Source organism: Streptomyces liangshanensis (assembly GCF_011694815.1).
GTDB classification, from domain to species: domain Bacteria; phylum Actinomycetota; class Actinomycetes; order Streptomycetales; family Streptomycetaceae; genus Streptomyces; species Streptomyces liangshanensis.
On the sequence record NZ_CP050177.1, the window covers coordinates 2,842,516 to 2,857,666 of the forward strand.

Genomic DNA, 15,151 nt, shown 5'->3' on the forward strand with positions numbered 1-15,151 from the left:
TCAAATCACGCTCCGAATTATTTCGAACATTGATCTCAATTCTTGTGCCGCCCTGGTTCCTAGACCATCCAGATCGCGCTCAGATATGCCACCGCGCAGCACCTCTTCCAAGAACAGACTTGGCAAGTCCGTACCAAATCCCTCCTGGAGGACGATGAGATCCCGCTCTGCCACGTCGCCATATAGATCGCCGTGACGCTCCGGGACGAAGTAGGTGGTCCCTACCTTCTTGGAGCGCCGCTCCTTCCGGTTAGCACCCTTCTGGGGCTTTCCTTTGAATCCGTGCTTCATGTCGAAGTGAGCGCGCTGCTCCGGAGATAAATTCTTGAGCGCCTCCAAGCGCTTAGCCATGAAGGAAAACCCGGCAACTTTCCTTGGCTGCCGAGCCAGTACCCGGTTGGGAATATAGTTCTCCATCTCTCGAAAGCCGAGGACGTGTGAACTCACTCCTTCGTGGGCTGCAGCGTCGGCTTTCTCGTGATTATCAGTCCGATCCGCAGGATGGAAACTGTCGCTGTCGATGACAAGGACGACACGCCTAGTTCTGAAAAACTTCGCAGCCTGGTCGACCGCGTGCCGGATCGCACCATCCTTGCCACCTCCGTTGTACACACTGAGACGGTTGCCTTCCTTGGCATCGATGACGTCCTCACACCCCAGCAGACGCGCCAGCGCCTCGATCATCTGCCAGTCGTAGATGGCGTTCTCCACGACCAACACGGCCTGCCTCTCCAGGTCACGGATATCTCCCAACAACGTCTCGCCGGTCACCTTGACCACACCCGTGGTGTAACTGTTCGGTGCCCAGGCCTGCGCCATACTCGCCTTCTGCGCAAGCAGGAGGTAGGTCTGCGCAAGTACGGGGACATGCCGCTGCAAGAAGGTCTGAACGGCCTCCACGTCATGCGGGGAGACGACCCACTCGTGTCGTGCTTCCCTAAAGAACGCGATCAGCTTCAGTACCAATTCTGCGTTCTCGTCACCCTGACTGCCCCTCAGTAGGTCGACCGGTATCTCAACGCGCATCATTGATCCGATTCGCCTGCGCGTCCGCGAGGGCGCGAACCTCCTCGAAGTCCTCCGCGAAGACTCCTCGCGGCCAATAGTCGAGATTACCGAGAGCATCCACTTCGATCTTCCGCAGGGTAGCGGAGCCCTCGACCTGCTCAACGAAGTAGATTTTTACATCCTCCGCCCCCAGCCTCTGCTCCGCCACTCGCCGACGCAGCCTGAGGAGGAAGTTTTCGCTATGCGTCTCCACCAGGAAGCGCACTTGCGAATCCTGCACAGCATCGACATAGAGATCGGCAATTGCGGCGTGTGCCGAGGGATGAAGATGAAGCTCAGGCTCCTCCACGATTTCAATCACAGGCCTGATGGGCGGCTCCACCCGGTCAGCAGCCCGCTGAATCACGATCGGCAAGAACTGGATCACGCCGGTGCCTACATCATCGATGTGAACGACGAGATCTGTGTCGTGCAGGGAACGCAGCTTGGGAATGTACATGCCTGAGCCGACGTCGGCGACTTCGAGGCGCCACCCAGGAAGGATGCCTTCCAATAGGTTATTTACTTCTCGACCGATCAGACCTCGTCCAAACATCTCATCCGCGGCCAGCATTCCCAGGGCCCTGTCCCCCTGGGGGCCAACACTTCCCAGAGCCCTGGCCGGTGATCGAAAGGAGCGCTCCGGACTCTTCCTGAAAGGACCCAAATATCGAACCTCGTCGAGCCCTTCCCGAATTACTCTACTAACTCCACGGACACCACCGACAGAGTCCGACCAGTCATCCGATTCAGGCAACAGGCCACGAAAGCCAACTTTTCTCTCCTGCTGATCAACACGGTACGTCCGCTTGTCGGAAGAGTAAGCATCGAGACCGGGAACCCAGGAAAGGTTCACAACTTCCGCTCCGCTGGAAATTTCCAGCGCGGAGACCAGCTGCATCCCTTGATTGGCAATGTTTTGCACTTCGGCAGCAGCACTGACGACCTCACCACCTCCAATGCCGATCGACACCCCCAGATGAATGCGCCCGTGAGGCGAAGAACCGTGAACCAGATCGGAAAATGAAGGAATGGCTCCCTGAACCAAGTCCAAATCCAGAGGGTACGGGGAATCGCCGCGAATACCGATGGACACGAGCGGGAGCGCTCGCACGACCGCACTCTTTCCAGAATTGTTCCGCCCCATCACCACAGTGATCTTTCCCAGTTCCACCTCCTGCCGATCTCTGAAGCAGCGGTAGTTCTCCAGCGAGAACCGTTCCAAAGGCACCTGAGCCCCCGTTCGGTCAAACCATGTCCAGTGAGGCCACGCCCACCTCGATCAACATCACTCCGGGGGCGGGCGTAGGTACGGCAATACTGTCAGACGGCGGGATCCCAGTACCCGATTTCCGATCCTCTCGCTTGCTAGATACCCAAGGCCCGCCGCGAAGTCGGCCTTTCTGCGAGACCGGAAGACCCCGTGCGACCGGAGCCGGCAAATCACCGCTGCTAGAGTCCCGACGGCTGGACATCGGGCCCGTGTGGCGGGTCGGCTCCTGGGGGATGTGTGATCAAGGTCAGTGTCGTCGTGGCGGTGTACAACACGGGACGTTACGTGGAGGAGTGCGCCCCGTCGTTGCTGCGGCAGAGCCTGGGCGCCGACGAGTACGAGGTGATCTACGTCGACGACGGGTCGACGGACGACACCCTGGAGCGGCTGGAGAAGCTCGCCGCCGAGCACGCGCACGTGCGGGTGTTCACCCAGCCCAACTCGGGGTGGCCGGGGAAGCCGCGCAACACCGGCATGAGCCACGCCCGCGGGGAGTACATCCAGTTCGTCGACCACGACGACCTGCTGGGCCACGAGAGCCTGGAGCGGTTGTACGAGCACGCGAGCCGCAACAGGTCGGACGTCGTCATCGGCAAGATGTCGAGCACCATGGTCCGGCCCCGGCGGATCTTCCGGCACACGATCGACGCCACCACCGTCGAGCACGACGAGCTGATGCAGACGATGTCCCCGCACAAGATGTTCCGGCGGGCGTTCGTCGAGGAGCACGGGCTCCGGTTCCCCGAGGGGCCGTGGATCCTGGAGGACCTCCTCTTCGTCTCGGCCGCGTATCTCGCCGCCGAGCGCATATCGATACTCGGCGACTACCCCTGCTACTACTGGATGAAGCGGGACGACGGCGGCAACAACACCCGCCACCGCTTCGACCTGCGGCACGGCTTCTTCGACAACGTCCGGACGATCGTGCGGCAGATCAAGGACGGTACGGAGCCGGGCGACCTCCAGGACCGGCTGCTCTACCGGCTCTACCACGTCGAGATCCTCTCCCGGACGCGCGAGCCCGAGATCCTCGGCGTTCCCGAGGAGGAGCAGCGCCCCCGGTTCGACGAGGCGCGGCGCGTCGCGATCGAGGAGTTCCCGCCCGGCGTGCGCGACCGGCTGCCCGCCGTGTCCGGGCTGCGGGCCGCGCTGCTGGAGCGCGGGGACTTCGCGGCGGCGCGCGAACTGGCCGCGCGCGTCAAGGAGATCACCGTACGTCCCGAGGTCGGCGGTCTGCGCTGGGACGGGGGTGTGCTCACCGCGGACGTACGGCTGGCCGCGTACCGGGGCGACGGCGAACCCCTCGTCCTGGTCGAGCGGGAGGGCAAGCAGCTGCTCGACCCGGCGCTGCTCGACGGCGTACCGGGGGTGGCGGAGTGGGAGGTACGCGATCCCTTCGCCTACGCGTACGCGGATCTGGTCGTCAAGGACCGCGACCGCGAGGACTGGTGGTACCCGGAGGGCGACCTCGACGTCCGGCTGGAACCGCTGGGCGGCGGCCGCTCCCAGCTCGTCGCCACCGGCCGGCTGCGCCTCGACCCGGCCACGCTCGCGGGCGGCAGGCCGCTGGAGCGCGGGGTGCACGACGTGTGGGCGTACGTCCAGATGCTGGGGGTCGACCGGCACGTGCGGATGACGGTCGACGGCGAGGCGGGTACGACCGCGGTGGCCGGCCCCGCGCTCGTGGGGACACCGGGGCGGATCGCGATCCCGTACGTCACCGGGAGCGGGCAGCTCGCCCTCGACCTGGAGGAACGCCAGCGCCGGCTCCCCGACGACCTGGGCGCGGCGGTCAACACGCACCGCAGCGCGCGGCGCGGGCGGCCCGCCGAACCCGCCGAGCTGCCGCTGACCGGCCTCGTGGCCGCGGACGGGGCGCGGCTGCCGGTCAAGGTACGGATCGGCGAGGGCAAGCAGGCCGTCACGGTCGCGGCGGAGATCGTCGGCGGGGAGATCCCGGTGCTGCGCGTCCCGAGCCGGGTCAAGGCGCCGGCCGGACGCCACCCGGTGACCCTGCGCACGCCCGCCGGGGAGCGCCCGAAGGCAGGCCCGGTCGCGGTCGCCGTCATACACGACGGCCACCTGACCCGCCTGGAAGGCCCCGCCCACGAACCCTCCCCCACAGAACGCCTCACGGACGCGGTCACGGCAAACGGCCAGATCAGACGGGTACGGCGGGTACTGGGCCGAGCGACGCGACGCTCGGGCTGACGGACGCGGAGCGCCCAGAACGGCGTGGGACCGGCCACCGGCCCACGCCCCGCTCGCGCCTCACATCCCGTTGTAATAGTCCCTATGGCACACTGGATGCCATGAAGCAGACCCGCGCCGGAGGCACCGAGAACATCTCCGTGTCCATGCCCACCGACCTCGTCACGGAGCTCCGCTCGCGAGCCGGCCGGCGCGGTGTGTCCAGCTACATCACCGAGGCGGTCCGACACCAGCTCGCCATGGACGGCCTCGCGGAGATCGTTGCCTCGCACGAGGCCGATCACGGTCCGCTGACGGAGCAAGAGGTCGAAGAAGCCCGTCGCGAGTTGTTCGGAGAGGACATCCCTCAGGACACCGGACGGGACGCCGCGTGAAGGAGCAGCCCCCTCGTTCCCTGGTGCTCGACTGCCAGGCGCTCTCCCTGCTTCTCCGTGACGACCGCAAGATGGCGGCTCGCATCGAAGCCTCCCGGCAGGCCGGGGTTCCCGTGCTCGTGTCCGTGCTGACCATTGTCGAAGCGGTGCAGGGGAAGACGGACCTGGCGCGGTTGCACTGGGTCCTGTCCCGGCTGCGGGTGGAGCCGGTGAGCCAGGAGGACGCCCTGACCGCTGTAGCGCTGCTCCGGGACGCAGGCGGGTTGCACGGACACAAGTACGCCGTCGACGCTCTCGTAGCCGCACTGGCGCTTCGCGCGCCCGCCCCTGCTGTTGTACTGACCTCCGACCGCGACGACTGGTCGAAGCTCTGCGGGAACCGCGTGCTCATCAGAGAGGCGTGACCTCCGCGGAACGTGACCGGGCCTGGTCACAGCAGGGGGTCGATCTCGCTCGCGTTCATACCCCCCTCACCCCCCGACGCCGTCCCATCGCCCTCGCGCTCGCGGCGTCCCGGCAGGACAATGGCGTTCCATCGCCATGTTGAGGGGGACGCACATGCGGGAGAGTCACCGGGCCGAGGCCGAGCGGCTGTTGGTGCGGGCCGTGGAGGAGGAGGTGCGGCGGTCCGGGGGGCGGGTGGACGCCGGTGCGTTGCTGGGGCGGGGGCGGGACGCGCTCGACTCGTTGGCCGCCGGGGCGGAGGAGGAGTACGCCGCGTACGTACGGGCCCTCGACGCGGAGCGGCAGGGGCGGCCCGAGTTGTCGGCGCGGTTCAGCCGGCAGGCGCTCGGAACTCCCGCGCTGATCACGGCCGTTGCCGCGGCCGCCGCCATCGGCGCGGACGTCGCGCTCGGCACCGCCGCCGCCACCGCGCTCAGCGCCGGCGCGGTCGTCGCCGTCGCGGGGGCCGCCACCACCGTCGCCCGCGTCACCGCCTCCCACTGGCCGGCCGCGCACCGGCAGGCCGCCGCGGCCGGGCAGCCCGGCGGCGCCGAGCAACTGCGGCTCCAGTGGCTCACGGCGCTGGAGGTACGGGCCATCCGGCCGTTCCTCGACCAGCAGCGCGTCCTGACCTCCGCCACCCGGAGCACCACGAAGAAGCCCGCCGTCGCGCCCTCGCTGCGCGGCGGGGACCGCAGCGCGGCCGCCCGGCGCCGCAGCGTGCTGGAGCAGTCCTTCGGCCATCTCCCCCAGCCGGAGGGGCCGTTCGCCGGGCGTCGCGCCCACATGGCGCAGATCGCGCAGTGGGTGCACGCGGCCCGCGTGTCCACGGAGACGAAGCCGACCGTCGTCGTGCTCCACGGCGAACCGGGCTCCGGGCGCACCGCCCTCGCCGTACGGGCCGCGCACCAGCTCAAGGACCAGTTCCGCGGCGCGTGTGTCGTCGACCTGCGCGACGGCAGCGGCACCGGCGGCGCGAGCGAGGCGCCCCTGCCCACCCGCGACGCCCTGCTCCACCTGCTCAACCGCCTCGGCGCGCCCCGCGAGCAACTGCTGTTCCGCGAGCGGTCCTCCGCCGAGCAACAGGTCAGGAGGCTGGCCGAGTTGTACCACCAGCACCTCACCGGCCTCCCCGTCACCGTCGTGCTCGACGACGCCTCCGACCCCGAGCAGATACGCACCCTCGTACCCGAACGGTCCGACAGCCTGGTGCTGGTGACGGCACGTCAGCCGATCGAGCTGCCCGCCGACGTGCCCGCCTGGGTGCACCAGTTGCCCGTCGAGGCGCTGGACACCGTCGGCGCCGAGGAGCTGCTGCGCGAAGCCGCCGCGCACTCCGCCGAGTCGGCGGCCGCGCCCTACGACAGCCAGTCCACCGACCTGGTACGGGAGTTGTGCGGCGGCCTGCCCCTCGCCCTGCGCATCGCGGGGTCCTCGCTCGGCGCCCGCAGCACCCAGCAGCTCGCCGCCGAACTCTCCGTCGCCGGACGCGGGGTCGGGGCCGTCGAACGCGCCCTGTGGCTGCGCTACAACGACCAGAACGAGCAGACCCGCACCCTCCTGCGCCGCCTCGCCCTCGCGGGCCGCGCCTCCCTCGGCGCCGCCGCCGCGGCGGCCCTGCTGGGGACGGACGAGCAGGAGGCGGGTCAGCGGCTCGTCGCGCTGTCCCGGGCCGGGCTGATCGACCACGTCCGGTCCGGCCGCTACCGGCTGCACGACGCCGTGCGGATCTTCGCGTACGCCCGCCTCCTCGACGAGGAGGAGGCCTCGGACCGTACCGCCGCGCAGGAACGGCTCATCAGGAACTACGGCCAACTCGCCGCCTCCGTGATCCGGCTGGTCGACGGCAAGACGTCCACCCGGGCCGACCTGTTCAGGACCGCCGCCGGCGCCCACGGGTTCACCTCCCTAGACGCCGCGTTGCGCTGGCTGGACGACGAGTCGAGCTTCATCACCGCGACGCTCCGCCACGCCGAGGGCGTCGACCAGGGGGCCGTACTGAACCTGCTCGGCGCGCTCTGCGACTACTGCCTGCTGCGCGGCGACCTCTACCGCCTCGGCGAGATCAGCGAGTTGACCCAGGCCGTCGACCAAGGGCTGCTGGTCCGCTCGGTCCAGTGGCGTACGGGCATCGCCGCCCGCCAGCTCGGCGAGCTGGACAAGGCCCGTACGACGCTGACCTCGGTGGTCGACCTCTACCGGGAGGCGCAGCACGAGTCGGGGGCCGCCCTCGCGCTCTGCTCCCTCGGCATCACCCTCCACCACCAAGGCAACCTCACCGAGGCGTCGGCGAAGCTGCGCGAGGCGCTGGACCTCCAGTCGGCGAAGGAGCTGGCGGGCGACCGCGCCTGGACGCTCCACGCGCTGGCCGCCGTCGAACGCGACCGCGCCAACCTCGCCGAGGCCCTCACCCTCCTCTCCACCGCGCTGGTGCTCCACCGCGAGAACGAGTCCGTGCACGGCGAGGCCTGGTCGCACTTCCAGCTCGGGCAGGTGTGCCTGCGCATGGGTGACGTGCCGCGCGCCGAGTCCGAACTGCGCACCGCCTCCGACCTGTACGGCCGCACCCAGGACCGCCGCGGCGAGGCCTGGGCGCTCACGCAGCTGGCGAGGGCCAAGCTGGTGGACGGCGAACCCGCCCCGGCGGCCGGGCAGTTGCGCGAGGCGCTCGCCCGCCACCGCGAGAACGAGGACGCGCGCGGCGAGGCCTGGACGCTGTACTACCTCGGCCAGGCGCTGGAGGAGAGCGGCGAACCGGGGCAGGCCGTGCGGGAGTTGGAGCGGGCGCGCACGATGTTCTCCCGCATGCGGGACGTGTACGGGCTGGCCTGCGCCCGTCACCACTCGGGCCGGGTCACTCGCGACCAGCAGGCGGATCGGACGGGGAATCTGCGCAACTCGGGGTTCGCCCGCCAGTTGCTGGTCGACGCCCGCGCCGACTTCCGCCGCATCGGCGTCGCGCACGGCGAGGCGTGGACCTGCCTGGAGCTGGCCGTCATCGACGCGGGCAACAACCGCGCCGCCCAGGCCCTCCAGTTGTGCGACGAGGCGACGGCGCTCTTCACGTCGTACGACGACCGGCGCGGCGCGGACTGGTCACGCTTCCTGCGCTGCACACTGCTGCCCTACGCGTCGGCGGGGGGCGTCGAGGTGGGGTCCGTGGTCGCCGAACAGGAACTCGCCGAACTGGCGGCGGCGCGCCACCCGACCCGCGACGGCAAGCTGGAGGACTGCGCGGAGGCCTTCGCGGTGGTGCTGGACCGCGGCATCACCCTGGAGGCCGGCTGGCAGGCGTGGCGCCTGGGCATGATCCCCAACCGCCACGCGCGCGAGGTAATGGGCGTCCCGGTGGAGACAGCCCACCCCTGACGGGGTCCGGCACGGGCGGCGCGACGGTACGGGGCGTACGGGGCCTGCCTGTACGAGCCGGGCGCCGGCTGCGGGGCGACGGTACGGGTCACGCGTTGGCGGCGGCGCGGCAGCCCGGGGGCCGTACCCCTCATGGCGCGGCGGAGCCGGGGCCGTGCCCCTTACGACGCGGCGGGGCCGCGGGCCGGGGCGGCGGCCCGCCAGCCTCGGGGCGGACCCCCCGGCGACGAAGCGCGGCCGCAGGCCTGGGGCGTGCCCCTGATCGCGGGCCTAGGCCGCCTCGTCGTGGCGGCCGCTCGGGCGCCTGGGCGCCTCGGGTGGGCCGGGGGGCGGAGGCGGGCGGCGGGCCGCCCCCGGCTAGTTCTTGCCGGGCGTGGACGCCCGTCCCGGCACCCGGTCCGTCGGGGTGCCCGCTGTTGCCGTTGCTCGCGCCGGGGGCTCCGGGGCCTCCTTGAAGTCGACCTTTCCCATGTGGCGGTTCATCGACTTCATCAGCCACCACAGCCCCGCCGCCATCACCGCGAAGACGACGAAGCCGAGAACACCGGGAGTCACCTTGTTCTCGTCCAGCTCGGCCGCGAGAACAACGTGTGTCACTGCCTGGGTCGCATACATATCAGGCATTGTCGCGGATGCCCGCGAAGAGGTCGCTCTCGGGGAGGGATGTATCGACGTGCGACTTCGCGAGCTCGTACTCCTCGGTCGGCCAGACCTCCTTCTGGAGATCCATCGGTACCCGGAACCAGCCCCCCTCCGGGTCGATCTGCGTGGCGTGCGCGATCAGCGCCTTGTCACGGGTCTCGAAGAACTCCGAGCACGGGACGTGCGTGGTCAGGGTCCGCGGCTCGCGCTCGAAGTCGTCCCAGCGCTTCAGCCAGTCCTCGTACGGCGACTCCATGCCGCGGGCGAGCAGCGCCTCGTGCAGCGCGACCGTCCGGGGGAGGTTGAAGCCCTGGTTGTAGTAGAGCTTCTGCGGCTGCCAGGCGGGGCCGAACTCCGCCTCGGGGTACTTCTCGGTGTTCGCCGCGTCGTCGAACGCGATCATCGAGATCTTGTGGGTCATGATGTGGTCCGGGTGCGGGTACCCGCCGTTCTCGTCGTAGGTCGTGATGACCTGCGGCCGGAACGAGCGGACCAGCCGGACGAGCCGTCCCGCCGCCTCGTCCTCGTCCTCCAGCGCGAAGCAGCCCTCGGGCAGCGGCGGCAGCGGTTCGCCCTCGGGCAGCCCGGAGTCGACGAAGCCGAGCCACTCCTGCTCGACGCCGAGGATGTCGCGCGCCTCGTCCATCTCCTTCTTGCGGACCTCGTGGATGTGCTCCTCGATGTAGGAGTCACCCTGGAGCTTGGGGTTGAGGATGGAGCCGCGCTCGCCGCCGGTGCAGGTCACGACCAGCACGTCCACCCCCTCGGACACGTACTTGGCCATGGTGGCCGCACCCTTGCTCGACTCGTCGTCGGGGTGGGCGTGGACGGCCATCAGTCGCAGCTGGTCAGTCAAGACTCGATCCTCAGTGATTCGTCGCATCAGGCGGCTTCTATAGTGACGGATATCGGGGGGAGGAAATTCCGGCCGCCCGACTCCGAGAGGAACGACCATGGCTGTGGTACGCGAGCGGCTCCCCCAGGGACGCTACGGCCGCTCGGCCGACGAGCGCGCCGACCGCCGCCTCATGATCACCGGCGCTGTCCTCGGGGCGCTCGCGGTGGCCCTGCTCGGCTGGTACGGATACCACTCCATCGCCGGGCAGAGTGTGTCCGGGGAACTCATCAAGTTCAAGCGCGTTTCCGCCTCCTCCGTCGAGGCGCACCTGGAGGTCCGCAAGAGGAGCGGTGCCACCGGCACCTGCACCCTGCGCTCCCTCGCGGAGGACGGCACCGAGGTCGGCCGCAAGGACGTCCGCTTCACCAAGGGCGAGACGCGGGTCGACGAGATCGTCACGATCAGGACGACGGAGAGCGCCACCGCCACGGAACTCGTGGGCTGCACGACCGACTGAGGCGCGGGGGGCGCCGGCCCCCCGCCGACCGGGTCGGCCCGGGTCGGCCCGGGCCGCCAGAGCCGCCGACAGGGCCGCAGGCCCCGCGACAGCCCGTTTCGACCCACCGCACCTTGCCCCTCTGACCTGCGGTGATGTATTTCTGATGGCATTCGTCCTCCCCCTCCCGCCGCGAAATTGTTAGGCTCGTGGTTTCGCCCCACCGAGAAGGCACAATCTTCTGGGTAGGGCGTTGCTTTGTATTCCCAGTACCTACGAGGAGCACCTGTGACCCAGACCAGCGAGAACGTGACCTGGCTCACCCAGGACGCGTACAACCAGCTGAAGGCCGAGCTGGACTACCTGTCTGGTCCCGCCCGCACCGAGATCGCCAAGAAGATCGAGGCTGCTCGCGAGGAGGGCGACCTGCGGGAGAACGGCGGGTACCACGCGGCCAAGGAAGAGCAGGGCAAGCAGGAGCTCCGGGTCCGCCAGCTGACCCAGCTCCTCCAGAAGGCGAAGGTCGGCGAGGCCCCCGCGGACGACGGGGTGGTCGAGCCGGGCATGGTCGTGACCATCGCGTTCGACGGCGACGCCGACGACACGGTGACCTTCCTCATGGCGTCGCGTGAATACGCGAGCGCCGACATCGAGACGTACTCCCCGCAGTCCCCCCTGGGCTCGGGCGTGAACGGCAAGAAGGTCGGCGACGACGCGGAGTACGAGCTGCCCAACGGCAAGAAGGCCGCGGTGAAGATCCTCGCGGCCAAGCCGTACCAGGGCTGAGCGCGACACGAACGCGAGCAGGGCCTTACCGCGTCACACGAGGTGACGGGGCAAGGCCCTGCTGTGCGTACGGGGTCGGGCTCGCGGCCGGCGCGGACCCGCCTCAGACCGACGCGGAGCGGTACTTCCGTACGGCCAGCGTCCGGAACACCACGATGATCAGGATCGACCAGACCACCGAGGCCCAGACCGGGTGCTCCATCGGCCACGCCTGCGACGTCGAGACGCCCGGGTTCCCGAACAGCACGCGGCAGGCCTGCACGGTCGCGCTGAACGGATTCCAGTCGGCGATGTGCCGCAGCCAGGGCGTCATCTGGCTGGAGTCCACGAAGGCGTTCGAGATGAACGTGACGGGGAACAGCCAGATGATGCCGCCCGAGGTGGCCGCCTCGGGCGTCCGTACGGACAGACCGATGAGCGCGCCGATCCAGGTGAAGGCGTACCCCAGCAGGAGCAGCAGACCGAAGGCGCCCAGGACCCGTCCGAAGTTGGTCGGTTCCGCGGAGCCGGTGCGCCAGCCCACGATCAGGGCGACGATCGCCAGCACGAGCAGCGTGATGCAGGTCTGTACGAGGTCGGCGACGGTACGGCCCGTCATCACCGCGCCCCGGGCCATCGGCAGGGAGCGGAACCGGTCGACGAGCCCCTTCTGCATGTCGTCCGCGATGCCGGCCGCCGATCCGGCGGTGGCGAAGGTGACGGTCTGCGCGAAGATCCCGGCCATCAGGAAGTCCTTGTAGACCTGGGGGCTGGTGCTGTTGCCGACCTTGATGGACCCGCCGAAGACGTACGTGAAGAGGACCACGAACATCACCGGCTGGATGATCCCGAACAGGACCACCTCGGGGATGCGGGTCATCCGGATCAGGTTCCGGCGGGCGATGACCAGGGAGTCCCCGGCCGACTGGATGATCCCGCCGCGCGGCCGGGGGGCCGTGGTCCGCGGCGCGTCGCTGGTGATGCTCACTTCCCGGCCTCCTTGGCGGTGATGTCACTCTTTCCGGGGACGTCCCGGCCGGGCCCGCCGTCGTCGGCGCCGCCCTTTCCGGCGTCCTCGCGGCCGCCCTTCCCCGCGCCCTTGCCGCCGCCTCCACCGTTCTCGGGCTCCGCCTTCGCGCCCTCGGCCGCGTGGCCGGTGAGCGAGATGAAGACGTCGTCCAGGGTCGGGCGGCGCAGCCCGATGTCGTCGATCTCGACGCCCCGGCTGTCCAGCTCCCTGATGACCTCGGCGAGCAGCTTGGCCCCGCCGGTGACGGGGACGGTCAGCTTGCGGGTGTGCTCGGCGACCGCCACCAGTTCCTCGCCGCCCTTGCCGAAGCCGGCCAGGACCGTGCGGGTGGGCGCGATCTGGGCCTGTTCGTGGACGACGACCTCCACGCGCTCGCCGCCGGTCTGGGCCTTGAGCTGGTCGGCGGTGCCGCGCGCGATGACCTGGCCGTGGTCGATGACGCAGATGTCGTGGGCGAGGTGGTCGGCCTCTTCCAGGTACTGGGTGGTGAGCAGCAGGGTCGTACCGCCCGCCACCAACTCCTGGATGATGCCCCACAGTTGCTGGCGGTTGCGCGGGTCGAGTCCGGTGGTCGGCTCGTCCATGAACATCACGGGCGGCGAGACCACGAGCGCGGCGGCGAGGTCGAGCCGGCGGCGCATGCCGCCCGAGTAGGTCTTGGTCGTACGGTCGGCGGCGTCGGTGAGGTTGAAGCGCTCCAGCAGCTCGTCCGCGCGGGCCTTCGCGGCCTTGGAACGCATCTGGTAGAGCTGCCCGACCATCCGCAGGTTCTCGCGGCCCGTCAGGTACTCGTCGACGGCGGCGAACTGTCCGGACAGGCCGATGGACCTGCGGACCTCGTTCGGGTACTTCACGACGTCGATGCCCGCGACCTCGGCGCGGCCGCTGTCGGGCTGGAGGAGGGTGGTGAGGACCCGTACGGCGGTGGTCTTGCCCGCGCCGTTGGGGCCGAGGAGCCCGAGGACCGTGCCTTCAGGGACGTCGAGATCGACGCCGTCCAGAGCTCGTACGTCGCCGAAAGTCTTTACCAGGCCTTCGGCGTAGATGGCGCCTGGCATGTGGGTTCTCCCGAGTGGCGGTGAGGGTGTCGGTGCGCTGCGCTGCGTACGCAGAGCCTATGGCGACCCGCCCGTCGGCGCCCGGAATATCCCGGGTCCTGACGGAACGGGGTCAGGGCCGGAACACTAACGCGATATATCGCGAGTCACAAGCGGTTCCGGCACATCGGCGGGAGCCGGCCACACCGGACGCCGGCCACACCCGACGCCGACCGTGCCGGACGCCGGGAAGCCCCGCGATCCCCGCCCGCCCCCGCGTCAGCCGAGAATGGTGTACCCCGCCGCCCGCAACGCCTGGGCAACCGCCGCGCAGTGCGCGGCCCCCTTCGTCTCCAGGTGCAGTTCGACGTCCGCCTCCGTCAGCCCCAGCTTCGGATCGGTCCGTACGTGACCCACGTCCAGCACGTTCGCGTCGGCGACCGACAGCACCCCCAGCATCGTCGCGAGCGCGCCCGGCCGGTCCGTCACCCGCAGCCGCAGGCTCAGGTAGCGCCCGGCCGCCGCCATGCCGTGCCGCAGGATCCGCTGCATCAGCAACGGGTCCACGTTGCCGCCCGACAGCACCGCGACCACCGGCCCCCGGAACGCCTCCGGCGCGCTCAGCAGCGCCGCCACCGGGCTCGCCCCGGCCGGCTCCACCACCATCTTGGCCCGCTCCAGGCACAGCAGCAGCGCACTCGACAGCTCGTCCTCGGAGACCGTACGGATCTCGTCCACCAGCTCCCGCACCAACGGGAACGTCAGGTCGCCGGGGCGGCCCACCTTGATGCCGTCCGCCATCGTCTGCTGCGACCCGATCGTCATCGGCCGGCCCGCCCTGAGCGACGGCGGGAACGCGGCCGCGCCCTCCGCCTGGACACCGATCACCTTCACGTCGGGGCGCAGCGCCTTCACCGCGAGCGCGATGCCCGAGACGAGCCCGCCGCCGCCGAGGCCGACGACGATCGTCCGTACCTCGGGGACCTGCTCCAGGATCTCCAGGCCGACCGTGCCCTGGCCGGCGATGATGTCCGGGTGGTCGAAGGGGTGGATGAAGACCGCGCCCGTCTCGTACGCGTACTCCTCCGCGGCGGCCAGCGTCTCGTCCACGACCTGGCCGTGCAGCCGCACGTCGGCGCCGTACTCCCGGGTCGCCGCGACCTTCGGCAGCGGCGCGGCCAGCGGCATGAACACCGTCGACCGGACCCCCAGCAGCGTGGAGGCGAGGGCGACACCCTGCGCGTGATTGCCCGCGCTGGCCGCGACCACCCCGGCCGCGCGCTCCTCCGGGGAGAGCCCGGCGATCCGCACGTACGCGCCCCGCAGCTTGAAGGAACCCGTCCGCTGGAGGTTCTCGCACTTGAACAGGACCGGGGCGCCGACCAGTTCGGTCAGGTGCCGGCTGCCTTCGACGGGGGTGGTCCTGGCCACGCCCGAGAGCATCTTCTGCGCCCCCCGGATGTCGTCGAGGATCACGGTGCGCGCGGGGCCGGGGGTGAAACGGGACGGACCGAAGCTCATGCCTGCCAGTCTCGCAGCTCACCGCCGCGCCGGTGCCGGATCGCGTCCCGGAACCTGCCCCTGACGACGGGTTTCCGCAGGACAGGTACGGTCCGGGGTGTTGC

At 69.8% G+C, this 15,151-nt stretch carries 13 protein-coding genes; 6 read left to right on the forward strand and 7 right to left on the reverse strand.

Annotated features, from left to right (window positions below; translation table 11 throughout):
* On the reverse strand, nucleotides 1-1,029 hold the full coding sequence (locus tag HA039_RS12055) for a hypothetical protein (protein WP_243869374.1): 1,029 nt from the start codon (nucleotides 1,027-1,029) through the stop codon (nucleotides 1-3).
* Nucleotides 1,016-2,278, reverse strand: coding sequence for a DUF3696 domain-containing protein (locus HA039_RS12060; protein ID WP_167027958.1), 1,263 nt, complete (start codon nucleotides 2,276-2,278; stop codon nucleotides 1,016-1,018). Before HA039_RS12060 ends, HA039_RS12055 begins: the two co-directional genes overlap by 14 nt.
* A gap of 279 nt (nucleotides 2,279-2,557) precedes the next feature.
* Between HA039_RS12060 and HA039_RS12065 the strand changes: the two genes are divergently transcribed.
* The 4 genes from HA039_RS12065 (at nucleotide 2,558) to HA039_RS12080 (ending at nucleotide 8,718) form a co-directional block, all read left to right on the forward strand.
* Nucleotides 2,558-4,531 carry a glycosyltransferase family 2 protein gene (locus HA039_RS12065; protein WP_167027965.1) on the forward strand — a complete coding sequence of 658 codons (1,974 nt, stop codon included), beginning with the start codon at nucleotides 2,558-2,560 and terminating at the stop codon, nucleotides 4,529-4,531.
* A 101-nt stretch (nucleotides 4,532-4,632) separates the two neighbouring features.
* Nucleotides 4,633-4,905 (forward strand): hypothetical protein, encoded by a 273-nt coding sequence (locus HA039_RS12070; protein WP_167027971.1) that lies wholly within the window; start codon nucleotides 4,633-4,635, stop codon nucleotides 4,903-4,905.
* Nucleotides 4,902-5,309, forward strand: coding sequence for a PIN domain-containing protein (locus HA039_RS12075; RefSeq protein WP_167027977.1), 408 nt, complete (start codon nucleotides 4,902-4,904; stop codon nucleotides 5,307-5,309). The genes HA039_RS12070 and HA039_RS12075 overlap by 4 nt, the downstream gene beginning before the upstream one ends.
* Before the next feature lie 154 nt (nucleotides 5,310-5,463).
* On the forward strand, nucleotides 5,464-8,718 hold the full coding sequence (locus HA039_RS12080; protein ID WP_167027982.1) for a tetratricopeptide repeat protein: 3,255 nt from the start codon (nucleotides 5,464-5,466) through the stop codon (nucleotides 8,716-8,718).
* 357 nt (nucleotides 8,719-9,075) lie between these two features.
* Here HA039_RS12080 and HA039_RS12085 read toward each other — a convergent pair whose 3' ends face one another.
* Nucleotides 9,076-9,333, reverse strand: a complete 258-nt coding sequence (locus HA039_RS12085; RefSeq protein ID WP_167027988.1) for a hypothetical protein — start codon at nucleotides 9,331-9,333, stop codon at nucleotides 9,076-9,078.
* A 1-nt stretch (nucleotide 9,334) separates the two neighbouring features.
* Nucleotides 9,335-10,216 carry a mycothiol conjugate amidase Mca gene (gene mca, locus HA039_RS12090; protein ID WP_167027993.1) on the reverse strand — a complete coding sequence of 294 codons (882 nt, stop codon included), beginning with the start codon at nucleotides 10,214-10,216 and terminating at the stop codon, nucleotides 9,335-9,337.
* A gap of 97 nt (nucleotides 10,217-10,313) precedes the next feature.
* Between mca and HA039_RS12095 the strand changes: the two genes are divergently transcribed.
* Nucleotides 10,314-10,715 (forward strand): DUF4307 domain-containing protein, encoded by a 402-nt coding sequence (locus HA039_RS12095; RefSeq protein ID WP_167027996.1) that lies wholly within the window; start codon nucleotides 10,314-10,316, stop codon nucleotides 10,713-10,715.
* 267 nt (nucleotides 10,716-10,982) lie between these two features.
* Nucleotides 10,983-11,480 carry a transcription elongation factor GreA gene (greA, locus tag HA039_RS12100; RefSeq protein WP_161310259.1) on the forward strand — a complete coding sequence of 166 codons (498 nt, stop codon included), beginning with the start codon at nucleotides 10,983-10,985 and terminating at the stop codon, nucleotides 11,478-11,480.
* A 103-nt stretch (nucleotides 11,481-11,583) separates the two neighbouring features.
* On the opposite strand, the gene HA039_RS12105 is transcribed toward greA, so the two are convergent.
* The 3 genes from HA039_RS12105 to ilvA form a co-directional block, all read right to left on the reverse strand.
* Nucleotides 11,584-12,447: an ABC transporter permease gene (locus HA039_RS12105; protein WP_243869376.1), complete on the reverse strand. Its 864-nt coding sequence runs from the start codon at nucleotides 12,445-12,447 to the stop codon at nucleotides 11,584-11,586.
* Nucleotides 12,444-13,547, reverse strand: coding sequence for an ATP-binding cassette domain-containing protein (locus tag HA039_RS12110; RefSeq protein WP_167027999.1), 1,104 nt, complete (start codon nucleotides 13,545-13,547; stop codon nucleotides 12,444-12,446). The genes HA039_RS12105 and HA039_RS12110 overlap by 4 nt, the downstream gene beginning before the upstream one ends.
* A 258-nt stretch (nucleotides 13,548-13,805) precedes the next feature.
* Nucleotides 13,806-15,047: a threonine ammonia-lyase gene (gene ilvA / locus HA039_RS12115; RefSeq protein WP_167028003.1), complete on the reverse strand. Its 1,242-nt coding sequence runs from the start codon at nucleotides 15,045-15,047 to the stop codon at nucleotides 13,806-13,808.
* Between the last annotated feature and the right edge of the window lie 104 nt (nucleotides 15,048-15,151).